Genomic DNA, 22,919 nt, shown 5'->3' with positions numbered 1-22,919 from the left:
TTTTATGCCAATAAAAACTACTCCTTTACTGTCCACCTATTTTTTTTTGAGCAACTACCTCTATCCCCTAGCCTTTATTTCTCCCAGAGTGCGTACAGGCTGGAAAGAAAAGTGTCTACAAAAAAAACCCCTGCCTACAGACATCTTAATTCAGGCAGCTTCTGTAGGAGAAAGCAAATTAGCCCTGTTAGTAGCAGAAAAACTTCTCGACCAGTATCCAGGCCTTAAAATCACCATTTCCACCAATACCAAACAGGGAAAAGACATTCTCTCCCAGGCTAACAACTTGCACCAAATAGTCTATTTTCCTTTAGATAGTTCAAAGTGGCAAAAAAAGTTCCTGAAAGCCCTTAAACCCAAATTGGTACTTATTTTGGAAACAGAAATATGGCCCAGCTTTTTTTATCAACTAAAAAAACAAAAAATTCCCTTTGCCATTATCAATGGGCGCATGCGCTCCAAAACCTTTAGTCACTATCTTTTTGCCCAAAAATCCCTGGCTCCCCTTTTTCCAGATCTTATTCTGGCTATTTCTCCTAAAGACAGTTTGCGTTTTAAAACCCTTTTCCCCCAGAGCCAAATTACCACCATACCCAACCTTAAATTTGAGCTTCTGGATTTAAACACAGAGCCTCTGGATTATGTAAAAAATCCCTTATCCCGCTATTTTCCTCCCCAGAAAAATATTTTGGTTTTGGGCTCTGTACGCAAAGAAGAAGAGGAACAAATTTTCTGGCTCATTCAAAACTATCTGCAAGCTGCACCCCAGGCCATAATTGCCCTTTTTCCCAGACACATGGAAAGAATCCCTTACTGGCAAAATAAACTAAAAGACTTTAAATACATCCTTCGCAGCCAACTCACCCGGCAGGTAAAAACAGGAGAAATAATTCTCTGGGATAAAATTGGCGAGCTTGGCTTTGCTTACGCTCTGGCCAAAAGGGCTTTTGTAGGCGGGAGTTTGCAGCCTCTAGGTGGACAAAATTTCCTGGAACCCCTGGCCCAGGGTATAATACCCTTTGTTGGGCCCTATCTGGACAATTTTCTCTGGGTAGGAGAAGAGCTTTTTGCTGCCCAATTAGTTATCAGGGTCAAAGATGAAAAAGAACTTTTGCAGGCCTTATTAAGGCCTCAAAAAGAAAATAGAAAAAAAATTTATCTTCAAGCCAAAGAAATCCTGGCTTTGCAAAAAGGAGGTCTTAATCTTGTCCTTAAACAACTTGCCCCCCTGTTACGCTTTTATTCCAGCTAGGTACGGCTCTACCCGTTTTCCTGGAAAAGCTTTAGCTGATATCCTGGGCAAGCCCATGTTTTTTCATGTCTACAAGCAGGCTAAAAAATGCCCTCTATTTCAAAATATCATTCTGGCTACCGACCATGAACTCATTGCCCAAAAGGCTCAGGAATTAAATGTTCCTGTAGTTATGACTGCTAACACCCACAAAAGCGGTACAGATAGGATATTAGAAGCAGCTCAGAAGTTAAATATAGATTCTAAATCCATAGTGGTAAATATTCAAGGTGATGAGCCTCTCTTACATCCTGCCATGTTAGAGGAACTGTTGACTCCCTTTAAGAATCCAGAAGTAAATATAACCACTTTGGCCAGAAATATTACCTTGGAAGAAGCCAAAAATCCCAATGTGGTAAAAGTAGTAATAGATAAAAACAACAATGCCCTTTATTTTTCCAGGTCTTTAATTCCCTATCCCAGGGAAGAAAATAAACTTTATCTTGGTCATATAGGACTTTATGCCTATAGATTTGCGTATTTAAAAATTTTTACAAGCTTAAAGCAAAGCTTTCTGGAAAAGGTAGAAGGTTTAGAGCAATTAAGACTATTAGAAAATGGTTATAAAATCTTTGTTCACTTGACCCAGCACTCTTCTTTTGGAGTGGATACTCCAGAAGACTTGCAAAAGGTTATAACCTTAATGAAAACTAACCAAGAAAAGGAGAATAAACTATGAAGGCCTTATTGGTTCTAGAAGATGGAACTGTTTTTGAAGGAAAATCCTTTACAGGCCAGGGCGAAATAGGAGGAGAAGTAATCTTTAATACTGGCATGACTGGTTATCAGGAGGTACTCACAGATCCCTCCTATCTGGGACAGATCGTCTGTATGACCTATCCCCACATAGGGAACTATGGCGTAAATGAAGAAGATGTGGAATCAGAAAAAATTCAGGTAAATGCCTTTGTAGTTAAAGAATGTGTAAAAAAACCTTCTAACTGGCGTGCAAGTAAAAGTTTACCTCAATACCTAAAAGAACAAAAAGTATTGGGCCTTGAAGGCATAGATACCAGAGCCTTAACCAGACATATTCGAATACATGGTGCTATGCGGGCAATGATTTCTACTGAAGACTTAAATCCCAAAAGCCTCCAGGAAAAGGCGCAAAAACTTCCTCCCATGCAGGGTCAGGCCTTAGCCTATAAGGTCAGTTGTAAACAACCCTACCTCTTTGAAAATAAACCCGTACCTGTTAGCTTTACCCAGTTTAAATGGCAAAACAAGGGCTTACCCTTGGTGGTTTTTGATTTTGGAGTAAAATGGAGCATTTTGCGTTTACTGCAAACCTATGGCTTTGAAGTTCTGGTAGTACCTGCCACCACTACCTTTGAACAGGTTAAACAACTAAATCCCAAAGCGGTCTTCTTATCCAATGGGCCTGGAGATCCAGAACCACTTACAGATATAATTGCTACCACTCAAAAAATAATAGAACACTATCCTACAGCAGGTATCTGTCTTGGTCATCAAATTTTAGGCTTAGCTTTAGGAGGAAAGTGTTATAAATTAAAGTTTGGACATCACGCCTTAAATCATCCAGTAAAAGAATTAGCTACCGGTCATATTGAAATCTCTTCCCAAAACCATGGTTTTTGTGTAGATATAAGTAAATTGGACTTTTTAGAAGTAACCCACATAAATTTAAATGATAACACCTTGGAAGGATTTAAACACAAAAGTAAGCCCATTATGGCAGTACAACATCATCCAGAAGCAGGGCCAGGTCCTCATGACTGCCAGACCTTTTTTGCTCGTTTTTATGATTTAGTAGCAAACCATTAAACAAAGGAAAGAAAAAATGAGTGCCAATTTAACCCAGGCCAGGCGAAAATTAAATTCCATCCACTCTCTTTTAAAACAAAATAAAGTCCTGGCAGCCACCCAGGCCTTTTACGAGGGAGTTTTAACCTTTCTTAAAGAGCCTTTAATGAATAACGAAAAAAAGAATTGGCAGAACTCATTGAAAAAAATCTTTATTATTTAAACCAAAACCCCAAACTAAGAGAAGTCTATCCTCTTTTAGTGGAATACAAGCCAGGAGAGGAAAAACAACTCCTGGAAAAGTTTAAAGAGATTTTAGAACTACTGCAGGAAGGCATAACAGAAGTAGCCCAAGAACAACTAGCTGCTCTGGAAAGAAAGAAAAAGAAGAACTGAGCAAAGCTAAAAATTACTTAAAGGAAAAAAAAGTAAAGGAAGCAGAAGGGGTTTATGATGAGTTAATAAAGCAGTTCCAGGAAGATACTCAACTCAAGATAGAAATAAGCGACCAGCTCCTGGAAGCAGAAGCCTATGATTCTTCTTTAAAATATTTAAAAATGGCTTATAGAGAAGACCCCACCTCCATTCATGTCTTTAACCGACTGGGCATTGCTCTGAGAAAACTAAAGCGTTTTGAGGAGGCCAAAAAGGCTTACCACCACGCCTTAAAGCTCAATCCCCAAGATGAATATCTCTACTTTAATCTGGCTAGAGTTTATTTAGATGAAAAGGACCTGGCCAAAGCCAAAGAAATTGTAGAAAAGGCCCTGCAAATCAACCCCAATTTTGATGCTGCAGCTAAGATGCTAAAATTTATCAATAAAAAAATTAAATAAGGAGGAAATAAATGCGCATACTCTTAGTGGGTTCTGGAGGAAGAGAACACGCCCTTGCCTGGAAAATTGCTAAGAGTCCCTTAGTAAAAGAACTATACATTACCCCAGGAAACGGAGGTACAGAAAAACACGGAAAAAATGTACCCATAGAAGCAGATAACATCCCTGAGCTAGTTAAGTTCGCCCAGGAAAAGAAAATTAATTTAGTGGTTGTAGGACCAGAACTACCTTTAGTTCTGGGTCTTAAAAACGCCCTAGAAGAAGTGGGTATAGACTGTTTTGGCCCAGGGGCCTTTGCTGCTCAACTGGAAGGAAGCAAGGCCTTTGCCAAAAAAATTATGCACAAAACCAGTGTACCTACTGCTGCTTTTGAAGTGTTTGAAGACTACCAAGAAGCTCTTGCTTATATAAAAAACAAATCTTTTCCAGTAGTTATAAAAGCAGATGGCCTGGCTGCAGGTAAAGGAGTGGTTATTGCCCAAAACCTGGAAGAGGCAAACACTACCCTTCAACAAATAATGGAAGAAAAGATTTTTGGAGCTGCTGGTAAAAGAGTAGTTATAGAAGAAGCCCTGCAAGGAGAAGAAGCTTCCTTTTTGGCCTTTTGTGATGGACAAAGGGTTAAGTACCTGCCCTCTTCTCAGGACCATAAGCGCATAGGAGAAAAGGATACTGGCCCCAATACTGGAGGAATGGGTGCCTACTCACCTGCTCCTATTTTACCGGATAAGGACATGCAAAAAGTAGGAGATATGGTGATTAAACCTATTATAGAGCACCTGGCGGAAATGGGTCATCCCTTTAAGGGAATTCTTTATGCAGGACTTATGCTAACTGCTGAAGGTCCCAAAGTCTTAGAATACAATGTACGCTTTGGAGACCCTGAATGCCAGCCTTTATTGATGCGCCTGGAAAACGACCTGGTAGAAGTAATGCTTGCCTGCGTTAAGGGAGAGCTGGATAAAGTAGAACTAAAAATAAATCCCAAAAGCACTCTTTGTGTGGTAATGGCAGCCCAGGGTTATCCTGGAAAGTATCCCAAGGGTATGGAGATAAAGGGCCTGGAAGAAGTGGAAAAAGACCCAGAAGTTATGGTTTTTCACGCTGGAACGACTCAAAAAGATGGTAAATACTACACCTCTGGGGGAAGGGTCTTAGGCGTAACAGCCCTGGGTAAAACCCTGATGGAAGCAAAGGAAAAGGCTTACCAGGCAGTGGATAAAATCTATTTTGACAATATGTATTATCGCCGAGATATTGGAGATAAAGGAATAGCCAAGCTTTAAGACAAGGCCAAAAGTCTGGGAAAGGCCAGAGCCAAAATGGCCATTCCCAGACTAAGTTTTACCAACAAACCTAAAAACTTACCTAAAACCGCACCCTTGGCAGCCAGCAAGGATTCATCCCAAGATTTACCACTCAACCTTTCAGTAAACAAGCCTCCCAGATAAGCTCCCAGCAAACCACCTATAATGGCACCTAAGCCCAGGAAAAAGGGGCTCCCAGAATAGCTCCTCCAATGGCCCCAATAATAGCTCCCACATTACCCTTGCCACTAAGGCCGTACTTTTTACCTCCCCAGTACTGTCCCAACCACTCCAGAATTTCTCCGCTTAAGGCCAGAAAAACAAGTCCTAACCACCACATTAAAGAAGCGGAAAAGGAGGCGTTAAAGTAATCAAAAATCCCCAGACTAATTAAAACAAGCCAGTTACCAGGCAGGCTAAAAAAATTAAGAGCCCAAAAAACAATAAGTAAAAACAAAAAAAGATAAATCATTTTAACAGGATTCTACCTCTTTGAAAGAAGAACAAACTTTCACCAACAGATAGACCAAAGGAGTATCCAATAAAGCTATGCCCCATTTAATGATTAACTGCCCAGCAATAATGGGTAAAATGGGCATACTACCGTAAAAAGCTATGCCTATAAACAAAACTGTATCAATTACCTGAGAGACAATGGTGGAAAGATTATTTCTAAGCCAGAGATGTCTTCCCTGAAACCTATCCTTCCAGAAATGAAAGGCCCAAACATCGTGAGCCTGACTTACCAAATAGGCAATAAAAGAAGCTAAAATAATCCTGGGAGTTGAACTCAAAATGGTATTAAAGGCCTGTTCATGTGGCCAAAAGGGTGCTGCAGGTAAAAGCAAAGCGCCTTTTATCAAAAGTAAGCTAATTAATACAGAAATAAAACCACCCCAAACCACTCGCTTGGCCACATCCTTCCCCCAGATTTCACTAATCACATCTGTAGCTACAAAGGTAATGGAATAGGCCAGCACACCTGCAGGAACTACCAATCCTCCCAAAAGTACAATCTTGGAGGCCAAAACCTGGGAAATAACCAGACTACCGGTAAAAGCTGAGATGAGTAAGATAAGGGCAAAATTTTTGTTCTCCATCTTTTATTTTACCTCCACTTCCTTACTTGCTTCTTCTACTTCTTGGACAAATTTTTCTCTAGCTTCTCTTAACCTTTGAGCTAGATTGGCGTCTTTTAAAGCCAGAATTTGGGCAGCCAGCCAGGCTGCATTTTTGGCTCCAGCCTTATCAATGGCCACAGTGGCTACAGGAAACCCAGGAGGCATCTGCACAGTGGACAAAAGGGCATCCAGCCCACCTAAGCTGGCATTTATGGGAATACCGATTACAGGTTTTAAAGTCTTGGAAGCCACCACCCCTGCCAGATGGGCAGCCATGCCTGCAGCACAGATAAAAACTTCACATCCCTTTTCTTCCATTTCTTTAATCAAGGTTGCTGTCCTTTCAGGGGTTCTATGGGCAGAAGTAATGGTCATAAAATAATCAATACCCAATTCCTCCAGTACCTGACTACAGGGCTTAACCTTATCCAGGTCTGACTTACTACCCATAAAAATAGCTACCTTTGGCATTAATTCCTCCTTATTTTTACTTGTCTCTCAAATCTATTACCCGCACAGCCTTACCCTGGGATTTGGGCAAGGAATTGTGCTCTACCAACTCTACCCGGGGAGTGATTAAAATTTCTTCTCGCAAACTCTTGGCAATACTTTGTTGTAACTGTTTTAAGACACGCATGTCTTCTACAAAATATTCATCCTTTATCTCCACCTTAATTCGCATCTGGTCCAAATGCCCCTCTTTATAGAGTTCAATTACATAATTTTGTCCCACTTCTTTTCTGGCCATCAAAACCTTTTCTATTTGCATGGGATAAATGTTAACACCCTTTAGGATAATCATATCATCAGCACGGCCAGTAATTCTATCGATTCTTCTATGCTCACGGCCACACAAACACCTGCCAGGCAAGAACCTGGTCAAATCCTTGGTCCTATAACGAATAAGGGGCATACCTTCTCTGGTCAAAGTGGTCATGACCAATTCTCCCACTTCTCCTTCTACCACTGGCTCCAGGGTAGTGGGATTTAGAATTTCAGCCAGATAAGCATCTTCCCAAAGGTGCATACCCTCCTGATATACACACTCAAAGGCCACTCCAGGACCATTCATCTCTGAAAGTCCATAGGAATTATAGGCCTTTACTCCGTAAATTTCTTCGATTCTCTTTCTGGCCTCTTCTGTATGTGGCTCTGCTCCAATGAGAAAAATTCGCAAGTTTAACGACCTGGGGTCAATTCCCAATTCTGCAAACACAGTGCTTAAATGCAGGGCATAAGAAGGAATAATGTGCACCACACTTACTTTAAAATCCTGCAACAATTTTATCTGGCGTTTACTATTACCAGCTCCAGCTGGAATGGTTAAACACTTTAACCGTTCTGCTCCGTAATGAATGCCCAGGCCACCTGTAAAAAGGCCATAACCACTCATATTTTGAAATACATCTTCCTTACTTACCCCTACCATATAAAGACACCTGGCCATAAGCTCTGCCCAGGTGTTTAAATCATTTTCTGTATATAAAATGGCAGTAGGAGCACCTGTAGTGCCAGAAGAAGCATGCAAGCGAACCATTTCTGAAACAGGCCTGGTTAGGAAACCCAGAGGGTAATGTTCTCGCAAATCTTCTTTAGTGGTAAAGGGAAGCTTGCTTACCTCACTTAATTCTTTAATATCCTCTGGTTCAATTCCCTTTAGTTTCCTGGAATAAAAAGGAGATTTTTTGGCTTCCTCTATGACCTTGCGAAGCCTGATTAGCTGTAAGGACTCTATCTCCTCCCTAGACAAACGCTCCTCTGGATGCAAAAAATCCATTTTCCCTCCCCCTTATATCTATTTGGAAAATGAAAAAGTTCTTTTAACCTTCAGAAGGTGCTGGGATATCTGATAGGTTTTCAAAAGCAGTATAACGCCCCAAATAGGCCAGCTCTACCACGCCAATGGGACCGTTTCTCTGCTTGCCAATAATAATCTCAGCAATGCCTTTTTTAGGATTGTCTTCTTTTTTGTTGTAAACCTCATCTCTATACAAAAAAATAATCAGGTCTGCATCCTGCTCTATAGCTCCAGATTCTCGCAAATCCGACAATTTAGGCCTTTTGTCTGTACGCTCTTCCACCTTGCGGTTAAGCTGGGATAAAGCTACCACTGGCACTTCCAATTCCTTGGCCAGGGCCTTTAAAGACCTGGAAATCTCTGAAATCTCCTGCTCTCTGGAATCAATGGTCCTACTGGCCTTCATCAGTTGCAAGTAGTCCACTATCACCAGGCCTAAGCCCTGCTCAGCCTTTAGTCTTCTACTTCTAGCCCTGATTTCAATGGTACTAAGGGCTGGAGTATCGTCTATAAAAATAGGGGCCTGGGATAAGGCCAAAGCAGCATCTGTAAGTTTAATAAAATCCTCATCACTGACAAAACCAGTGCGTAAATTTTTCAAGTCCACCTTTCCCCAAGAACAAAGCATTCTCATCATCAATTGTTCTTTGGACATTTCCAGGGAAAATATGGCCACAGGAGTTTCGGTCTGGACTGCAGCTCGCATGGCCACATTTAAGGCAAAGGCAGTTTTCCCCATACTGGGCCTACCAGCAATAATAATCAGGTCTGTGGGCTGAAACCCTGCTGTCAGCTCATCCAGTTTATAATAACCAGTGGGAACGCCTGTAACTATTTCTTTTCTTTCAATTCGCTGTTGAAGTTCTTCAAAAACCTTGGAGCTTAACTCCTTACTGGAAACAAAAACAGGTTTTATGGAGCTTTCAGCCAGACTAAAAATTTTTCGCTCTGAATCATCTACAATTTCTTTAATATCCCTGCTTTCCTCAAACCCATCTGTGATAAGCTCTGTACCTGTTTCAATAAGCCTTCTTCTGGTGGACTTTTCCTTTACAATTTCCGCATAATATAAGGCATTGGCACTGGTGGCCACTGCTTCGGGCAAACTGGCCAGATAAAGAGGCCCACCCACTTCTTCCAATTTATTCTGTTTTTCCAGTTCGCTGGTAACAGTAAGCAAATCTATGGGCTTATTTTGACGATGCAGTTCCAAAAAAGTGGAAAAGATAAGTTTATGCTGGGGATAATAAAAATCTTCCGGGACCAGTAAATCTACAATGGAAAAAAAAGACTGGCAGATAAAAAAACCCCCCCCAGGACTGCTTTTTCCGCTTCTAAACTGTGGGGGGGACTCTTCCTAATACTTCCTGGGGGAAGCAAGATCTCCCCCCTTTTTTTTACTTTTAGCCCTGTTCCTGGGCTTCTTCGCTTCCATGCTTAATAACTTTTACCTTTAAGGTAGCGCGCACATCTGGATGTAATTTTACTTCCAGTTCGTACTCACCCAAAGCTCGAATAGGCTCAGGAATAACTATCTTGCGCTTGTCAATTTCATAACCCAACTCTTGAACCTTATCCGCAATATTGGCAGCAGTAACAGCACCGTAAAGTTTGTCTCCTTCACCCACTCTTACTTCCAATACCACTTCCAGCTCTTCCAATTTTTCCTTTAATTCCTGAGCAGCAAAACGGATAGCATCCATTTTTTCCTGCAATTTTTTCTTTTCTCTTTCAAAAAGCTTCAAGTTCTTTTCTGTGGCCAGCATGGCCAAACCCTTGGGAAGAAGATAATTCCTGGCATACCCAGGCTTTACCTCTACTACATCTCCCAAACGTCCCAAATTTTCTATATCTGCACGAAGTACAACTTGCATGGTTCCTCTCCTTAAATACTCATGGTCTTCTTTTTCACTTCAGTGCTGTGAACAGTAGTGTAATACATCAAAGCCATCTGCCTAGCTCTTTTAATTGCTCTGGTTAAAGCTCTTTGGTGTTTGGCGCAGGTACCAGTAATTCTGCGGCCAATAATCTTGCCTCTTTCAGTTACAAATTGTTGCAAAATATCAGGACGCTTATAATCCAGGACCAAAGTCTCATCTGCACAAAAACGGCAGTATTTCTTACGGGGGATAAATTTACGCACTCTATTATTACTCATTTACTTCCTCCTTCTTGGCCTCAAAAACATCCTCCAATTTAACAGTTACAAACCTGAAAACATCTTCCATTAAACGCAAGTTCCTTTCCAGCTCTGCAACATGTTGAGGGGGAAGACCATATTCCAAACGTACATAATATCCTCTGGTTTGCTTTTTTACAGGATAAGCAAGCTCTCTCATCCCCCAATCATCTACCAAAGCCAATTCTCCACCATCTCTTTTGATGATTTCAGCGATTTTGTCCACCAACCCCTGCTTTTCTTCTGCAGAAAGCTCTGGACTGAGCAAAATCAAAGTCTCATACTTTCTCAACATACAACCTCCTTTTGGACTTTTGGCCCCTGCCTGCTCTAAAAACAGGTGGAGCAAGGAAACAAAACTACTTAGAAAGAAAATTTTGCTCTGTCAAGCAACTCCTTTTCCCTTAATTTTTCCTTAAAAGACAAAAAAGATTTTTTTGAGTGAAGGTAGCTAACTTTCCTATCATTAGTATCCTCTTGACCTATTTTTGAAATTTTTTAGTTAATGGAAAAATGCCTATCTTTTAGCTCTGATACCTCCAAGCATTTACCTGGCTTTAAATTTATATTCTTCACCGCCAATCACCTCTTTGGTGTATTTTACTTTTCTTCTATTTTTTCTTTTAACTACTTAATTACAAAAATTTAGAGATAACTTGTCAGTACCTTCTTAAAAATAAAACTTACCACAAAGAAGATAACATCTTTTGTTTTCTTTAAACTTTATTTTTCACAATCTCTTTCCAGTTTTCTATCAAATGTCAAAATTATTCCCTTCTTTTGCTTAGACTTCAAGCACAAAACCCAATCAAGCAAGCTTACCCCAGAATTATTTAAAACATAATCAATTGCATTTAACAATATTTCCTTTTCTTTACCAATAAACCCCTTATACAGTAATAATTTCTTTAAGCTAATCAATGCTTCTTTTTTGGGTACCTTGTAAAAATTAACCAATACATAGTAAGCTTCCAGCAAAACTTCTGACAAAATGTATCCACTAACCTTTCCTGTTTTTAATAACGAAAAAGTTTCTTTAAGCTTATGGAATTGTTCAGGTTTATCTTTTAGTAAATACCTTAAAATAACATTGGTATCAAGAAAAACAACTTTGCTCATATATACTTTTCTCCTCTTTTTCCCAGGAAATTTGTCTTTCCTGTTCAAAAGATACCCCCTTTTTAGCATATTTAGAAAGTGACCCCGCCACATCCTCGATAGGTTCAATCTTGATTACATTATCTTCAACTTTAAACTTTATAATATCAGTGCCAAGTAAGTCCCTTATTTTTTTAGGAATTGTTACTTGACCTTTACTACTTATTTTACCAATTACTTCTATGTTCATACCAAGCCTCCATTACTATGCTTTACTTAAAAACATAAACTTTACTTAGCAAAGAGTCAATATTAGCATAATTCATCCTGAAAACCTCTATAACCTCTATCACCTTTCTTATTACCTTACCGTTCTTTAAAAAAATAGGGCAAAAAAAATACTAAAAATAGCTTAAACACTTGCCAACCAGGACAACTAGTTAAAAATGAAGCAAGCAATTAAAATCCTTTGCTTGACCAGGTCTTGGGCTAGGTGTATACATCCAGTTCTAAATGGCTTACAATCCAAGGAGGAAAATATGTTTGGTATAGGCATCCCAGAACTTATTATTATTTTGGTCATCGTGCTCATTATCTTTGGAGCGAATAAACTACCTGAAATAGGCGCGGGTATGGGTAAGGCTATCAAAAACTTTAAAAAGGCCACTTCTGAGCCAGATGAAATTGAAGTTTCTCCAGAAAAAGAAAAAGTAAGCCCTAGTGAAAGCAAAGAAAAAGAAAGTAGTAAATAATATATCCCTCTTATTGACCAATTAGGGTTTCTCTATCTATTTTAGAGAAACCCTTTTCTTTACTTTTTCCTGACTTTTCTATTAACCTAAAACACATGGTTTTAAAATTTAATCATAAAAACAAAGGAAATCTATTTTTAAAACCTATAGAGCTGGTCAAACTCTTTTTATTTTTAGGTTTATTTTTTTTATTAGCTTACTTTAGTTTAAACAATCTCACTTATCACTGGCAGTGGTATAGAATTCCTCAGTTCTTTGGAACTTTTGAAGCTGGCGATTTTATTCCCGGCCCTTTTCTAAAGGGGCTGGTAGTCACTTTAAAGATTACCTTGCTCAGTATTATTTTTACCCTTTTCTTTGGTTTTTGTACTGCTTTTTTACGCCTTTCTTCCTCCTTTACAGCCAATTTTATTGCCAAAGTGTACCTGGAGAGTATTCGCAATACTCCTTTACTTATTCAAATACTTTTTAATTACTTTGTCCTGGCTCCTATTTTTGAACTTTCAGCCTTTACAGTAGCAGTGCTTTCTTTAAGCCTTTTTGAAGGAGCTTATGCCTCAGAAATTATTAGGGCTGCCATTTTGTCTGTCCCCAAAGAACAATGGGAAGCCGCCTTAAGCACCGGGCTCAATACCAGGCAAGCCTATCTTTATGTTATTTTTCCCCAAAGTCTTTTGCTTCTAATCCCACCTCTTACCAGTCAAATAGTTTCCCTTTTAAAGGATTCTTCCTTGGTAAGCGTGATTGCCCTTTATGATTTAACCATGCAGGGGCAGGTAGTTGTTTCCAACACCTTTTTGACCTTTGAAGTCTGGTTTACTATAGCCGGGATATATTTAACTTTGGCCCTGGCTATTGTTTTTGTAGTGCACATCCTGGAAAAAAACAAACTAAATTTAAACTTAGCTTAGACAGGAGGTAAAGATGTTTAAGAAAATTTTAGTTCTCTTTTTAAGTATGTTTTTGCTTTTTTCCTCTCTTACCTGGGCCAAGGAAGTAAGGGAAAAGCTGGTGGAAGAAAGTACTCTGGAAACCATTTTAAAAAGAGGCGTGCTTAAAGTGGGTATGTCCACCTTTGTGCCCTGGGCCATGAAAGACAAAGAGGGTCAATTAATTGGCTTTGAAATAGATGTGGCCAAGCGCCTGGCCAGGGACATGGGAGTAAAGGTACAGTTTGTGCCTACCAAATGGTCAGGCATTATCCCGGCCTTACTTACAGGTAAGTTTGACATTATTATTGGAGGGATGAGCATAAGGCCTGACCGCAACCTGAAGGTAAACTTTTCTATTCCCTATGATTATTCAGGTATGTCTCTGGTGGCCAACAAAAAACTGGCCCAAGGCTTTTCCCGGCTAGAAGATTTTAATAAACCAGAAGTACTTATTGCAGCCAGATTGGGCACTACTGCAGCCAAGGCAGCAGAAAAGTATTTTCCCCGGGCCCAATTAAAGCTTTTTGACGACGAAGCCCAGGCCATTCAAGAACTTTTAAATGGAAGAGTGCACGCAGTAGTAGCCTCTGCTCCCCTGCCTGCCTTTAAGGCCCTGGAATATCCAGAGCAGTTGTTTTTGCCCATCTCTGGCACTTTTACTAAAGAACCCATTGGCTTTGCCATTCGTAAAGGAGACCCTGACTTTTTAAACTATTTAAACAGCTGGATTAGGGTGGTAGAAGCAGAAGGCTGGCTCCAAGAAAAACACCACTACTGGTTTGAAACCAAAAACTGGGAACACCTTTTAAAGTAGTTTAAAGTTATCTCAACCTTAAGAGATGCTAAAGAAAAAAATAAAATTTACCCTTTCAGACCTTTTCCTGCTTACAGGACTTGGCCTTTTAGGGGTATATGTTTTTTTAAAAGTAAAAAACAACCTCAACTACAACTGGGATTGGCAGTTCATTTTTCATTACTTATTCTTTATTGACCCTGCTACAGGCAAAATCCAGAGCAACTACCTCTTACAGGGCTTTTTTACCACCATTAAGTTAAGCCTGTTTACCACTTTGCTGGCTACTCTTATGGGAAGCGTGCTGGGGCTTATGCGCATAAGCCCCAGTTTTTTAAAAAAAAGCCTCTCTACTTTTTATGTCCAAAGTATTCGCAACCTTCCGCCCTTGGTGGTGCTGTTTATTTTTTACTTTTTTATTGGAGACCAGATTTTCCCCCTCTTTTCCCTGGAAAACACCATCTTAAAACTTTCTCCCAGCACCCAAAAAATACTTAACTTTCTATTCGTACCTCCAGAACAAATCACCTCTTTTTTATCTGCCCTTTTAGCCATGTCCATTTACGAAGGGGCTTATATTGCCGAGATAGTCAAAGGTGGTTTAAATTCCATACCCAAAGGGCAGTGGGAAGCTGCAGCCAGCCTGGGCTTTTCCTATAGCCAGCAATTAAGACTGGTCATTTTTCCCCAGGCCTTTTCCAAAATCTTGCCTCCTTTAGCTGGCCAATTTATCTCCATAATCAAGGACTCTTCCATAGTCTCAGTTATTTCCATTCAGGAACTTACCTTTCAGGGCATGGAACTTATGAGCTCCACCTACAAGACCTTTGAAATCTGGATTACCATTACCCTGCTTTACTTTTTGCTCACCTATTCCCTTTCCTGGATACTAGGCAAGCTGGAACTAAGGCAAAACCCGTCTTCATTTTTTGTAGAATAGATTTTTTAATCTCAATTTTTTGCAGAAAACCCTGGTAACAAGTTCAAAGTTTTCTGCCAGAACCTAAAGATTAAGCCCCCTTTTATCCATCTTGTCATCTGGAATAAAATTTGCTAGAAGTTTTTAGAAAAATTTTAATTTAGGAGGTTTTTATAATGTCTCAAGTTCAAAACAACAGGCAAAAGGGTTTTACCCTCATTGAAATCATTGCTGTACTGGTAATCCTGGGAATCCTGGCTGCAGTGGCTGTACCCAAGTTTGTAAACCTACAAGAAGAAGCCAGAAAAAAGCTGCAAGTAGTTTAATCGCCTCTATCCAATCCGCCTTAAGCATGAAATATGCAGAAGAGTTATTGAAAAACAATGGAGATACAAATGCAAGCTGGAATGCCATAGTGAGTAGTGTTAGTAATTGTGAAAATTTAATCAGTAAAGATGGCTATACTGATTATACAATAACATGTCAGGATGGAACTAATATTATAAATATTACAGTAACTCTTCCAGATGAAACTACTACTGTCACCGGCAACTTTACCAATCCAAATCCCTAACCAACTTTTATGGCCTCTAAAGCTGGCTTTAGTTTGCTAGAGATTCTGGCTGTTTTGGTTATAATGGGTGTTTTAATGGGCATAGTCCTTTCCAGGGTAACCTTTTCTCCAGAACAAGAGGTTACCCTGGAAGAAATAAAAAACCACCTGCGCTACGCTCAATTAAAAAGTCTCAACTCAGACTATCTTTGCGGGATAAGGTTTGAAAATAAAAAATACTTCTTTTTTTGTGACTTTAATGCCAATCAAAAAATAGACCCTGAGGACCAATTACTGCTGCCTGGCGAAAACAATAAGGAAGTAGAAGTTTCCTTTTTGCAACAAAACTTACAAATAGTATATGACAACTGGGGAAGGCCCTTTCAAGACCTTTTACTCAGTACTCCTTTAGAGGGAAACCTAAACTTAGGGCAGGGACAAACTCTCTATGTTACCAGAGAAACAGGTTTTATTCCCTAAAAAGCAGGGATTCTCCCTTTTAGAACTCATCATTACCCTGGTAGTAGGAGGTATTTTAGTAGCCACCATTTACACCCTGACCCGTACTCATCCTTTGAATAGCGTCGAACCATTACTTTTCTTACAAAAAAATTCCAGGTTGGTACAGGCAATGGAAGAAATAAATGGTTATTATCGCTGGCTTATCCAGGAAAACGCCTTAACCGACTTAGCGAGCTTTGCCCAGGAAATTCCTGCCAGAGTAAAGGCCATTGACCCCAACCTGAAAGTACAAACAGAATTTATTGATTTTAATGCTGAACATAAAGAAATTTCTGATACGCAAAATAAAAAAAGGTTTTTAAAAGTTAGTTTAAGTAATGATAAAATAACCATTTTTAACTTGTTTACCAGATGAACAAAAGACAGGGCTTTACTCTTTTAGAACTGGTTTTAGTGCTTATTATTGTGGGTATAATTACCCTTTTTCTACCTTTGGCCTGATGGAAGCAGTAAATAGCTATCTTACCAGCAAGCAATATAGCGAATACAATCTCAAAATAAGCGTGGCTCTTTCCAGAATATCCAGAGAATTAAAAGAACTCCACAGTGTAAGTAAATATACCAGCCAGTCCATTACCTATAAAAGAGATAATCAAGATTATACCTTAAATCTGGTAGGAGATGAATTAAAGATAAATGGCTATACCCTTTTAGATAAAGTGAGTGCTTTTAAGCTCCAGCTGGAAAAGGTAGATGGAAATAGCTGGCAACTTTCTGATTCGATAGAAGAGTTAAGCAACATACTTATTTCTTTAACCGTCAATACCTCTCCACCAATAAGTATTAACTTTGGGCTTAACCCCTGGTTTAACGATACCTATAATGGACCAAGGAAAAAATGAGAAAAAAGCAAAAAAGTTTAAAATCAGAACAAGGATCTGTGCTTCTTTTTATAACCATTGTCCTTTTAATAGCCCTGCTTTTTGCAGCTGGCTTATATGTACTTTCTTCCACTTCTCTTTTTAGCCAGCCTCTAACCACCTTAGGAGAAAGAGCTACCTATCTGGCAGAAGCAGGCTATCGTTATGCCGCCAGTGAATTTTTAAATGAAGAAGACATCGTAAGTAAATTTAATCGCCTGGAGGAGCTGGACAAATCTAGCTTTCAATTTCAGGATGGCTCCAGTTTTACTTTGCACATCTATCCTTATTTTTTGCGAGTTTCTTCAGACTACAATGAAGCTACCACCATAATCTTAAAAGCTCCTGGCACTCTGCCCACTCACTTAAACTTCCCAGCAGAAGGTAATCTAAAAATAAACTCTGAAACCTATAGCTATACCCAGGGAACAAAAATTGATAGTTCTCAAGTAAAAGTCACTTTAAACCAACCCATTACAGTAAGTGCCAATGCTCATGCCTACTTTGTCTTTTACCCCAAATACTCGCAAACTTTAACTACTGGCTCCTCTTTAGTCCTGGCAGGTAATGATACTCTTTTTTCCATATTACCTCCACGCAATGGATATATTGAAATAAATGGAGAAAACTATTTTTACCACTTCAAGGAAGAGGGCTCTATTGTTTTAACTGAACTAAGAAAAGAAGATGGGACTAATTTTAATATTTCTATTGATGAAGATACTGAAGTACTACTTAAAACCAGTGCTATTATTGAATCTGAAGGAATAGTGGGGCAAAGTCCTTTAAAGGTAAGTAGAAAAGTAGCTTACTACATTCCCATTACTGATGAACTAAAAATCCCTGGAGGTGGAGAAGAAACTGTACCTCTAAGTAATGAACCAGGCGGACAAGATACCTTTGAAAACCTTAACAACTGGGATACAGGAAATAATCATGCCAACCAATATGTAGATACTAACTCCAACATAGGGAGCAACCATGGATATTTTAAAAATAGAATGGCTAATTTTCACGACCTGCCTTTAGTTTTAGACTTAAACCCTGTACTTATGGAGTCTGGTACTCAGGCCAATTTAAGGGCTATCTGGGGAAATAGCTTTGACAATGTTTATGTAGTAGGAGATGGGGGAATTATTTTGCACTATGATGGAAGTTCCTGGAATAAGATGACCTCTCCTGTAGAGAAAAATTTAAGAGATATCTATGGGTTTGGCAGTAAGGGAGAAGAAAAAATCATCGCTGTAGGGGATGAGGGAACAATCCTGAAGTGGGAAGGAAATAACTGGGAAAAAGTTTTAATGGAAGATGGTAGAACCTTTAGTGTCTCTGACCTTTATGCAGTGTGGGGTACTAGCTGGAATCACATTACCACTTATGGAGATTACGGCACCAGTCCCTTTAAGTGGTATAGAGAGGCAGGAAAGTGGCCCAGAAAAATCTGGAAAAAAAATAAGTGGAAATACATAGATGAATATAAAAATAAAGATTTTCCTGCAGGAAGTATATGGAGACCTTACGATATAAGAAGCTGGGAAGATAGACATTTTAGAAAAAGCTGGGAAATAGAAGCAAATGGAAATACTTCCATTTTTATTTGCGGGCAAACTACCCAGGGTAAGGCCTTTATTTTTCGAGAAAAGCCAGATTGGAAAAGTTATTTTGCTTCCTTCAACAACATAAAATCCTTTAATAGTATCTGGGGAAGTAATTTAAATGATATATATGTAGTTGGAAGTAAAGGAAATATATATCACAATAACAAGCAGGGAGAGGAAAATAGTTGGAAATCCCAAAAGTCTCCTACTAAAAAGAACCTAAACGGCATCTGGGGACAAAATTGTGGTAATCTAGTCTATAGTGTGGGAGATAAAGGTACTTTAATTTATAAAGTAAAAGATAGCTCCTGGCAGAGCTTGAGCTTAAAAAATATTACCAAGGAAAATCTAAATGAAGTCTGGTCAGATGAAAATGTGGGTATTTATGCAGTAGGAGATAAAGGGACTATTCTCTTCTTGGGTTATGTGGAAAATCCCTATAAATACTTCATTTTACCCTTAAAAAAGTTGCAGGAATTATCCAATTTCTGGCAAAATAACAACAAACTTCTCACCTATACAGCTCAGGTCAAAATAGGTTGGGGTTATAAACTAAAATATGCAGCTACTGGCATAAACTTCAGGTGGGCAGAAACAGAAAACCTGGAATACAAAGACAAATATGAAGGTTATGGTGTGTCTTTTATGTTTTACCGACCCAGTAGTGAAGAATGCACCAATGACTATATCCCCAATTCTATAAAGCCCTTTTATAAAACCGATAAAGAAGTAGCCAATAAGTTACTTCTGGTTCTCTGGAAACAAGAGGTAAAACAAGGACAGATAAAAAGGACCTGGATTGCCTATAAAGATTTAACTGAGGATGTTAAAATTTTAGGAGACAGCTGGCAATATAGTGGACGGCTGGAAGATTTAACTTCCCTAATCTTAAGAATAGAAGAAAAGAAAATAAATGGTCAAAAGGTAAATGAGGTAAAAATCTTTTATGGTGATGCTTCCACCAATCCCAGAGAAAGCCACATTGCAGACAATCTGTACGACAATACCAACAGAAAAGCCTATAACCCAACTTATTCTAATACATCACCTGTGCCCATTACCTGGCCTCTCTGGGATTTAAGTGCCTGGCAAGAATCCTCAGATTTTTTTACCCTAATTAGAGATGTGTCTGTGGCTGCAAATCCTCAACCAGCTACTTCTGCCATTCACTATTGGATTTTAAATCCAGAAGTAAGTGAGGCAACTTTGCTGGAAGATGAAGCTACCATCCGTCTAACTCAATTTACCTCTCCAGAAGGAGATAAATTTTATAATGACACAGGACAAAATGCCCATTCCAGACCAGAAATAGGACTGCATGCTTTTGGAGATATACAGAGTATAGATAGCAATACCTTTGTTAGCTTTAGTGAATTTGCCCTTTCTCTGGGCAAAAGTGAGGCAGGTATAGACCAGGATGCAGCCTTTGGAACTTTATATTAATAAGAGGCCTTAGCCATGAAAAACAAAACCTTTTTTTTGACCCTTATTTTTCTTTTTAGCCTTTGTGCTCAGGGGTTTTCTTTAGTTTACCTTCCAGACAAAAAAGAAAAAATACAAAAAGAAAGTTTAAAAGAAGAAAATAAAACCATGCTAGAAGTCAAAAAAGAAAAGAAAAGAGAAATAGAAGTAAAAACCAAAGAAGGTAAAACCATCAAAATACAACAACGCTAATCATCTAAGTACAATTCTTTTATCTGTCCATAGAAGCTAGCAAATTCTCCTCTTAAAATAGATTCTCTGGCCTTTTTAGCTAAATTTACAAAGTAATATACATTGTGAATGGTATTTAAACGATAGCTTAAAAGTTCTCTAGAAACATAAAGATGCCTTAAATAAGCTCTGGAAAAGTTTTTGCAAGTATAGCAGGAACAATTGCTATCTAAAGGTCTTAAATCCCTTTTATACTCTTCTCTTTTGATGTTAATTTTGCCCTGGGAGGTATAAAGGGTTCCATTACGGGCATTTCTGGTGGGCAAAACACAGTCAAACATGTCAATACCTGCCCTTATTCCTTCCACAATATCCAAGGGCTTGCCTACTCCCATAAGATAACGAGGCTTATGCTCTGGAAGCAAAGGAGCTGTAAAATACATAAATTTTAGCATCTCTTCCTTACTTTCTCCCACACTAAGGCCCCCAATGGCATAGCCAGAAAAGGATATGGCTGTAATCTGCCTGGCACTTTCCACTCGTAAATCTTCAAAAAAACCTCCCTGCACTATGCCAAAAAGTAGTTGCTTTCCTTCAGGATAATACTCCCTACACCTTCTGGCCCAATAAGTAGTAAGTCCCACTGAAGCCCTGGTATAGTCATAATCAGCTCCATAGGGCACGCATTCATCCAGGACCATCATGATGTCTGAGCCCAGATTTTTTTGAATTTCAATGGCCTTTTCTGGAGAGAAAAAGTGCTTGGAACCATCCAGGTGAGAAGAAAATTCCACTCCTTCTTGCGTTATTTTACGCAACTTGGCCAAACTAAACACCTGAAATCCACCCGAGTCAGTTAAAATGGGATAGGGCCAGTTCATAAACTCATGTAACCCACCCAAATCTCTAATTAATTCATCTCCAGGCCTTAAATAAAGGTGATAGGTATTGCCCAGAATAATCTGCGCACCTGCTTCCTTTAAATCCTCAGGGCTCAAACTTTTCACACTGGCCTGCGTACCTACTGGCATAAAAACAGGAGTTTTAATAAGGCCATGGGCTGTCTGCAAAAGCCCTGCTCTAGCCTGGCCTTCTTGTTTTTCTAGTTTAAACTCTCCAATTGCTAACTTTTCTTTGTGCATTAACTTTACCCTTGAAATGAAATTCAAACTCTTTTTTACAAAAAAATATCCCCTTTTAAAATAAAGGGGATAGGAAAACACTTTTTTAAATAAATTTAATTAATTCCAAGTTTGGGACAAATATCTGCTAAGGGACACTTCTGACAATCTGGTTTCCTGGCCTTACAAATCTCTCTGCCCAGGTAAACCAGCAAATGGTTTACCTTTCCCCACTCTTGGCGAGGGAAAATAGCCATTAAGTCCTTTTCAATCTTGTCAGGGCTTTTCTCCCTACTAAGTCCCAGCCTAAAACTCAACCTTTTTACATGGGTATCTACAGCAATGCCTGCATTGACTCCAAAGCAATTGCTAAGAATGATATTGGCAGTTTTTCTAGCCACACCAGGAAGTTCCAACAGTTCTTCCATAGTGGAAGGCACTTTTCCACCATGTTTGGAACTTAAAATTTTAGCAGTATTCACGAGATTTTTGGCCTTATTGCGATAAAAACCTGTGGAACGAATAACTTCCTCCACCTCGGTTAAAGAGGCCTGAGCCAATGTTTCCGCATCTGGCCACTTTTTAAAAAACAAAGGGGTTACCTTGTTGACCCTTTCATCAGTACACTGGGCAGATAAAATGGTAGCTACCAAAAGCTCATAGGGATTTTGCCAGTTTAAAGCAGTTTTTAGAGGGTATAGCTTTTCCAGGCGTTTTAAAATAGTTAGGGCTAACTCTTTTGAATTCATTCCTTAATACCACTTAACTTCCAGTTCCAGGGTCTTTCTAATGCCCTTTTCCTTTTCCTTTTGACTGACTTCTATTTCTAGCTTAACCATTTCAGGCAGTTCCAGAATCACCTCTTCCTCTTCACTTTTTAACAATAAATTTCCCTTTTCTAAATTATCAGCAAAATCCCGCAAAAAAGAAGCCAGTTCCCTTTTGTTTACTTTTTGCTCAAACTTAAAAATCTTGTTCTTACTCATAAAACACCTCATTTAAAAATGGCATTCAGCCTGTTTAAGTCCAATCCTATAATAATATTACCATTGTAAATAAAGGCAGGAGTAGAGGTAAAACCAAATTTATCTGCCAATTCCTTTTGTTCTAAAATCTTATTCTTAATCTCTTTAGAATTTACCAGTTTTTTAAACTTATCTTCTTTTCCACTTAATTTAGCAAAATAATTTACTATCTCCTCATCTTTTTTCTTACTCCAGTCCTTACTAAAAATCTCTGAAGAAAAGTCTTTGTCTAGCTGCAAACCTGCTTCAAAAATCTTTGCCAATAAAAAAGACTTTTTATGAGTTTCCAAAGGATAATTTAAAAAATAAACATCTAAATCTTTGGCTTTAGCAAGTTTAGATTCCAGAAAAGCATTGGCTTTTTTGCAAAAAGGACACTGAAAATCAGATATTTCTACTAAATAATTTTTTTCTTTTCCACTTCCCTTTAAATGCGTAAGTTTTTTAAAATCAAAATTATCTTTAAAATAAAGAGTCATGTATTTATTCAAAATATTTGTGCCTGTAGCCAGTTGAATAAAGTTTTGCGCCACCACTTCTCCATTGGTAAGGAAAAATTGGCTAAGTTTTTTGTTGGGTAGAGTTATCTCTGCCCTGACCAGGATAAATCCTTTAATTTCCTTAACATCGCTAATCTTTTCTACTTTAATTTGCTCTTTCTTTATATTTTTTCTGGCTAAATTAAGGGCCAGGTTATCTTTAAAATCCTTTAATACATCCTGGGCATAAACTGTCTGACCTAAAAGCAACAGAAACATTTCTAAAATAAGCAGTGTTTTTTTCATCTAACTTTCTCC

General features: G+C 38.8%; 33 protein-coding genes and 1 pseudogene. 19 read left to right on the top strand and 15 right to left on the bottom strand.

The features are described from left to right. Positions 1-4 precede the first annotated feature (4 nt). Genes ACZ42F_RS03175 through purD form a run of 7 tightly spaced genes read left to right on the top strand, consistent with a single transcriptional unit; the run spans position 5 to position 5,177 of the window. Entirely contained in the window at positions 5-1,252 is a 1,248-nt protein-coding gene (locus ACZ42F_RS03175) for a 3-deoxy-D-manno-octulosonic acid transferase (protein WP_464279722.1), read from the top strand. After that, positions 1,206-1,970, top strand: coding sequence for a 3-deoxy-manno-octulosonate cytidylyltransferase (kdsB, locus tag ACZ42F_RS03170; protein WP_464279721.1), 765 nt, complete (start codon positions 1,206-1,208; stop codon positions 1,968-1,970). Before ACZ42F_RS03175 ends, kdsB begins: the two co-directional genes overlap by 47 nt. Next, entirely contained in the window at positions 1,967-3,076 is a 1,110-nt protein-coding gene (gene carA, locus ACZ42F_RS03165) for a glutamine-hydrolyzing carbamoyl-phosphate synthase small subunit (RefSeq protein ID WP_464279720.1), read from the top strand. Before kdsB ends, carA begins: the two co-directional genes overlap by 4 nt. Positions 3,077-3,092: 16 nt before the next feature. Next, positions 3,093-3,278 (top strand): hypothetical protein, encoded by a 186-nt coding sequence (locus ACZ42F_RS03160; protein WP_464279719.1) that lies wholly within the window; start codon positions 3,093-3,095, stop codon positions 3,276-3,278. Continuing rightward, on the top strand, positions 3,242-3,451 hold the full coding sequence (locus tag ACZ42F_RS03155) for a hypothetical protein (RefSeq protein WP_464279718.1): 210 nt from the start codon (positions 3,242-3,244) through the stop codon (positions 3,449-3,451). Before ACZ42F_RS03160 ends, ACZ42F_RS03155 begins: the two co-directional genes overlap by 37 nt. Further along, positions 3,448-3,891: a tetratricopeptide repeat protein gene (locus ACZ42F_RS03150; protein ID WP_464280179.1), complete on the top strand. Its 444-nt coding sequence runs from the start codon at positions 3,448-3,450 to the stop codon at positions 3,889-3,891. The genes ACZ42F_RS03155 and ACZ42F_RS03150 overlap by 4 nt, the downstream gene beginning before the upstream one ends. Before the next feature lie 11 nt (positions 3,892-3,902). Next, positions 3,903-5,177, top strand: a complete 1,275-nt coding sequence (gene purD / locus ACZ42F_RS03145; protein WP_464279717.1) for a phosphoribosylamine--glycine ligase — start codon at positions 3,903-3,905, stop codon at positions 5,175-5,177. On the opposite strand, the gene ACZ42F_RS03140 is transcribed toward purD, so the two are convergent. From ACZ42F_RS03140 to ACZ42F_RS03090, 11 genes and pseudogenes are all read right to left on the bottom strand, one after another. Next, complete coding sequence (locus ACZ42F_RS03140) at positions 5,174-5,353, bottom strand: DUF456 family protein (protein ID WP_464279716.1); 180 nt, start codon at positions 5,351-5,353, stop codon at positions 5,174-5,176. The genes purD and ACZ42F_RS03140 overlap by 4 nt on opposite strands. 17 nt (positions 5,354-5,370) lie before the next feature. Continuing rightward, the gene (locus ACZ42F_RS03135; RefSeq protein ID WP_464279715.1) at positions 5,371-5,670 is read right to left on the bottom strand and encodes a DUF456 family protein; all 300 of its coding nucleotides are present in this window, start codon (positions 5,668-5,670) and stop codon (positions 5,371-5,373) included. Position 5,671: 1 nt separating this feature from the next. Beyond that, positions 5,672-6,298: a queuosine precursor transporter gene (locus ACZ42F_RS03130; protein ID WP_029966991.1), complete on the bottom strand. Its 627-nt coding sequence runs from the start codon at positions 6,296-6,298 to the stop codon at positions 5,672-5,674. A gap of 3 nt (positions 6,299-6,301) precedes the next feature. Further along, on the bottom strand, positions 6,302-6,790 hold the full coding sequence (gene purE / locus ACZ42F_RS03125; protein WP_464279714.1) for a 5-(carboxyamino)imidazole ribonucleotide mutase: 489 nt from the start codon (positions 6,788-6,790) through the stop codon (positions 6,302-6,304). Positions 6,791-6,806: 16 nt separating this feature from the next. Beyond that, complete coding sequence (locus ACZ42F_RS03120) at positions 6,807-8,096, bottom strand: phenylacetate--CoA ligase family protein (protein ID WP_464279713.1); 1,290 nt, start codon at positions 8,094-8,096, stop codon at positions 6,807-6,809. A gap of 43 nt (positions 8,097-8,139) precedes the next feature. Then, positions 8,140-9,479 (bottom strand): annotated as a pseudogene (dnaB, locus tag ACZ42F_RS03115) (replicative DNA helicase). Between the two features lie 41 nt (positions 9,480-9,520). Continuing rightward, positions 9,521-9,991 carry a 50S ribosomal protein L9 gene (gene rplI, locus ACZ42F_RS03110; RefSeq protein ID WP_035260109.1) on the bottom strand — a complete coding sequence of 157 codons (471 nt, stop codon included), beginning with the start codon at positions 9,989-9,991 and terminating at the stop codon, positions 9,521-9,523. A gap of 11 nt (positions 9,992-10,002) precedes the next feature. Next, positions 10,003-10,275, bottom strand: a complete 273-nt coding sequence (gene rpsR, locus ACZ42F_RS03105; RefSeq protein WP_464279712.1) for a 30S ribosomal protein S18 — start codon at positions 10,273-10,275, stop codon at positions 10,003-10,005. Continuing rightward, positions 10,268-10,591, bottom strand: a complete 324-nt coding sequence (gene rpsF, locus ACZ42F_RS03100; protein ID WP_035260106.1) for a 30S ribosomal protein S6 — start codon at positions 10,589-10,591, stop codon at positions 10,268-10,270. The genes rpsR and rpsF overlap by 8 nt, the downstream gene beginning before the upstream one ends. Positions 10,592-11,019: 428 nt before the next feature. Continuing rightward, positions 11,020-11,415 (bottom strand): PIN domain-containing protein, encoded by a 396-nt coding sequence (locus ACZ42F_RS03095; protein ID WP_464279711.1) that lies wholly within the window; start codon positions 11,413-11,415, stop codon positions 11,020-11,022. Beyond that, on the bottom strand, positions 11,393-11,644 hold the full coding sequence (locus ACZ42F_RS03090) for an AbrB/MazE/SpoVT family DNA-binding domain-containing protein (RefSeq protein ID WP_464279710.1): 252 nt from the start codon (positions 11,642-11,644) through the stop codon (positions 11,393-11,395). The genes ACZ42F_RS03095 and ACZ42F_RS03090 overlap by 23 nt, the downstream gene beginning before the upstream one ends. 289 nt (positions 11,645-11,933) lie before the next feature. On the opposite strand from ACZ42F_RS03090, the gene ACZ42F_RS03085 reads away from it, so the two are divergent. From ACZ42F_RS03085 to ACZ42F_RS03030, 12 genes are all read left to right on the top strand, one after another. Continuing rightward, on the top strand, positions 11,934-12,146 hold the full coding sequence (locus ACZ42F_RS03085; protein WP_464279709.1) for a twin-arginine translocase TatA/TatE family subunit: 213 nt from the start codon (positions 11,934-11,936) through the stop codon (positions 12,144-12,146). Positions 12,147-12,241: 95 nt separating this feature from the next. Beyond that, positions 12,242-13,057, top strand: coding sequence for an amino acid ABC transporter permease (locus ACZ42F_RS03080; protein WP_464279708.1), 816 nt, complete (start codon positions 12,242-12,244; stop codon positions 13,055-13,057). A 13-nt stretch (positions 13,058-13,070) separates the two neighbouring features. Continuing rightward, on the top strand, positions 13,071-13,892 hold the full coding sequence (locus tag ACZ42F_RS03075; RefSeq protein ID WP_029966964.1) for a transporter substrate-binding domain-containing protein: 822 nt from the start codon (positions 13,071-13,073) through the stop codon (positions 13,890-13,892). A gap of 25 nt (positions 13,893-13,917) precedes the next feature. Continuing rightward, positions 13,918-14,811, top strand: coding sequence for an amino acid ABC transporter permease (locus ACZ42F_RS03070; RefSeq protein WP_464279707.1), 894 nt, complete (start codon positions 13,918-13,920; stop codon positions 14,809-14,811). A 155-nt stretch (positions 14,812-14,966) separates the two neighbouring features. Beyond that, positions 14,967-15,116: a type IV pilin protein gene (locus tag ACZ42F_RS03065; RefSeq protein ID WP_464279706.1), complete on the top strand. Its 150-nt coding sequence runs from the start codon at positions 14,967-14,969 to the stop codon at positions 15,114-15,116. Positions 15,117-15,142: 26 nt separating this feature from the next. Further along, the gene (locus ACZ42F_RS03060) at positions 15,143-15,364 is read left to right on the top strand and encodes a hypothetical protein (RefSeq protein WP_464279705.1); all 222 of its coding nucleotides are present in this window, start codon (positions 15,143-15,145) and stop codon (positions 15,362-15,364) included. Positions 15,365-15,373: 9 nt separating this feature from the next. Then, complete coding sequence (locus tag ACZ42F_RS03055; RefSeq protein ID WP_464279704.1) at positions 15,374-15,823, top strand: type II secretion system protein; 450 nt, start codon at positions 15,374-15,376, stop codon at positions 15,821-15,823. Continuing rightward, positions 15,792-16,220 carry a PilW family protein gene (locus tag ACZ42F_RS03050; RefSeq protein WP_464279703.1) on the top strand — a complete coding sequence of 143 codons (429 nt, stop codon included), beginning with the start codon at positions 15,792-15,794 and terminating at the stop codon, positions 16,218-16,220. Before ACZ42F_RS03055 ends, ACZ42F_RS03050 begins: the two co-directional genes overlap by 32 nt. Further along, positions 16,217-16,306, top strand: a complete 90-nt coding sequence (locus ACZ42F_RS03045; RefSeq protein WP_464279702.1) for a prepilin-type N-terminal cleavage/methylation domain-containing protein — start codon at positions 16,217-16,219, stop codon at positions 16,304-16,306. Before ACZ42F_RS03050 ends, ACZ42F_RS03045 begins: the two co-directional genes overlap by 4 nt. After that, the gene (locus ACZ42F_RS03040; protein WP_464279701.1) at positions 16,306-16,707 is read left to right on the top strand and encodes a hypothetical protein; all 402 of its coding nucleotides are present in this window, start codon (positions 16,306-16,308) and stop codon (positions 16,705-16,707) included. Before ACZ42F_RS03045 ends, ACZ42F_RS03040 begins: the two co-directional genes overlap by 1 nt. Further along, positions 16,704-19,766, top strand: a complete 3,063-nt coding sequence (locus tag ACZ42F_RS03035) for a beta propeller repeat protein (protein WP_464279700.1) — start codon at positions 16,704-16,706, stop codon at positions 19,764-19,766. Before ACZ42F_RS03040 ends, ACZ42F_RS03035 begins: the two co-directional genes overlap by 4 nt. 15 nt (positions 19,767-19,781) lie before the next feature. After that, the gene (locus tag ACZ42F_RS03030; RefSeq protein WP_464279699.1) at positions 19,782-19,997 is read left to right on the top strand and encodes a hypothetical protein; all 216 of its coding nucleotides are present in this window, start codon (positions 19,782-19,784) and stop codon (positions 19,995-19,997) included. Here the strand turns inward: ACZ42F_RS03030 and tgt are convergent. From tgt to ACZ42F_RS03010, 4 genes are all read right to left on the bottom strand, one after another. Then, positions 19,994-21,118 (bottom strand): tRNA guanosine(34) transglycosylase Tgt, encoded by a 1,125-nt coding sequence (gene tgt, locus ACZ42F_RS03025; protein ID WP_464279698.1) that lies wholly within the window; start codon positions 21,116-21,118, stop codon positions 19,994-19,996. The two genes, ACZ42F_RS03030 and tgt, sit on opposite strands and share 4 nt — an antisense overlap. A 95-nt stretch (positions 21,119-21,213) precedes the next feature. Then, positions 21,214-21,846, bottom strand: a complete 633-nt coding sequence (gene nth / locus ACZ42F_RS03020; protein WP_464279697.1) for an endonuclease III — start codon at positions 21,844-21,846, stop codon at positions 21,214-21,216. 3 nt (positions 21,847-21,849) lie between these two features. Then, positions 21,850-22,083 (bottom strand): amphi-Trp domain-containing protein, encoded by a 234-nt coding sequence (locus ACZ42F_RS03015; protein WP_464279696.1) that lies wholly within the window; start codon positions 22,081-22,083, stop codon positions 21,850-21,852. 8 nt (positions 22,084-22,091) lie between these two features. Further along, positions 22,092-22,907: a DsbA family protein gene (locus tag ACZ42F_RS03010; RefSeq protein ID WP_464279695.1), complete on the bottom strand. Its 816-nt coding sequence runs from the start codon at positions 22,905-22,907 to the stop codon at positions 22,092-22,094. Positions 22,908-22,919 lie beyond the last annotated feature (12 nt).

This window comes from Desulfonauticus autotrophicus, from assembly GCF_055381725.1.
The sequence above is the reverse complement of the archived record's forward strand: the minus strand, read 5'-3'. Positions and strand labels throughout refer to the sequence as shown.

Coding starts and splice junctions, on each gene's coding strand:
- ACZ42F_RS03175 (WP_464279722.1), top strand. CDS start 5: ATGCCAATAAAAACTACTCCTTTACTGTCCACCTATTTTTTTTTGAGC.
- carA (WP_464279720.1), top strand. CDS start 1,967: ATGAAGGCCTTATTGGTTCTAGAAGATGGAACTGTTTTTGAAGGAAAA.
- ACZ42F_RS03160 (WP_464279719.1), top strand. CDS start 3,093: ATGAGTGCCAATTTAACCCAGGCCAGGCGAAAATTAAATTCCATCCAC.
- purD (WP_464279717.1), top strand. CDS start 3,903: ATGCGCATACTCTTAGTGGGTTCTGGAGGAAGAGAACACGCCCTTGCC.
- ACZ42F_RS03135 (WP_464279715.1), bottom strand. CDS start 5,670: ATGATTTATCTTTTTTTGTTTTTACTTATTGTTTTTTGGGCTCTTAAT.
- ACZ42F_RS03130 (WP_029966991.1), bottom strand. CDS start 6,298: ATGGAGAACAAAAATTTTGCCCTTATCTTACTCATCTCAGCTTTTACC.
- purE (WP_464279714.1), bottom strand. CDS start 6,790: ATGCCAAAGGTAGCTATTTTTATGGGTAGTAAGTCAGACCTGGATAAG.
- ACZ42F_RS03120 (WP_464279713.1), bottom strand. CDS start 8,096: ATGGATTTTTTGCATCCAGAGGAGCGTTTGTCTAGGGAGGAGATAGAG.
- rplI (WP_035260109.1), bottom strand. CDS start 9,991: ATGCAAGTTGTACTTCGTGCAGATATAGAAAATTTGGGACGTTTGGGA.
- rpsR (WP_464279712.1), bottom strand. CDS start 10,275: ATGAGTAATAATAGAGTGCGTAAATTTATCCCCCGTAAGAAATACTGC.
- rpsF (WP_035260106.1), bottom strand. CDS start 10,591: ATGTTGAGAAAGTATGAGACTTTGATTTTGCTCAGTCCAGAGCTTTCT.
- ACZ42F_RS03095 (WP_464279711.1), bottom strand. CDS start 11,415: ATGAGCAAAGTTGTTTTTCTTGATACCAATGTTATTTTAAGGTATTTA.
- ACZ42F_RS03090 (WP_464279710.1), bottom strand. CDS start 11,644: ATGAACATAGAAGTAATTGGTAAAATAAGTAGTAAAGGTCAAGTAACA.
- ACZ42F_RS03085 (WP_464279709.1), top strand. CDS start 11,934: ATGTTTGGTATAGGCATCCCAGAACTTATTATTATTTTGGTCATCGTG.
- ACZ42F_RS03080 (WP_464279708.1), top strand. CDS start 12,242: ATGGTTTTAAAATTTAATCATAAAAACAAAGGAAATCTATTTTTAAAA.
- ACZ42F_RS03075 (WP_029966964.1), top strand. CDS start 13,071: ATGTTTAAGAAAATTTTAGTTCTCTTTTTAAGTATGTTTTTGCTTTTT.
- ACZ42F_RS03070 (WP_464279707.1), top strand. CDS start 13,918: ATGCTAAAGAAAAAAATAAAATTTACCCTTTCAGACCTTTTCCTGCTT.
- ACZ42F_RS03065 (WP_464279706.1), top strand. CDS start 14,967: ATGTCTCAAGTTCAAAACAACAGGCAAAAGGGTTTTACCCTCATTGAA.
- ACZ42F_RS03060 (WP_464279705.1), top strand. CDS start 15,143: ATGAAATATGCAGAAGAGTTATTGAAAAACAATGGAGATACAAATGCA.
- ACZ42F_RS03055 (WP_464279704.1), top strand. CDS start 15,374: ATGGCCTCTAAAGCTGGCTTTAGTTTGCTAGAGATTCTGGCTGTTTTG.
- ACZ42F_RS03050 (WP_464279703.1), top strand. CDS start 15,792: ATGTTACCAGAGAAACAGGTTTTATTCCCTAAAAAGCAGGGATTCTCC.
- ACZ42F_RS03045 (WP_464279702.1), top strand. CDS start 16,217: ATGAACAAAAGACAGGGCTTTACTCTTTTAGAACTGGTTTTAGTGCTT.
- ACZ42F_RS03040 (WP_464279701.1), top strand. CDS start 16,306: ATGGAAGCAGTAAATAGCTATCTTACCAGCAAGCAATATAGCGAATAC.
- ACZ42F_RS03035 (WP_464279700.1), top strand. CDS start 16,704: ATGAGAAAAAAGCAAAAAAGTTTAAAATCAGAACAAGGATCTGTGCTT.
- ACZ42F_RS03030 (WP_464279699.1), top strand. CDS start 19,782: ATGAAAAACAAAACCTTTTTTTTGACCCTTATTTTTCTTTTTAGCCTT.
- tgt (WP_464279698.1), bottom strand. CDS start 21,118: ATGCACAAAGAAAAGTTAGCAATTGGAGAGTTTAAACTAGAAAAACAA.
- nth (WP_464279697.1), bottom strand. CDS start 21,846: ATGAATTCAAAAGAGTTAGCCCTAACTATTTTAAAACGCCTGGAAAAG.
- ACZ42F_RS03015 (WP_464279696.1), bottom strand. CDS start 22,083: ATGAGTAAGAACAAGATTTTTAAGTTTGAGCAAAAAGTAAACAAAAGG.
- ACZ42F_RS03010 (WP_464279695.1), bottom strand. CDS start 22,907: ATGAAAAAAACACTGCTTATTTTAGAAATGTTTCTGTTGCTTTTAGGT.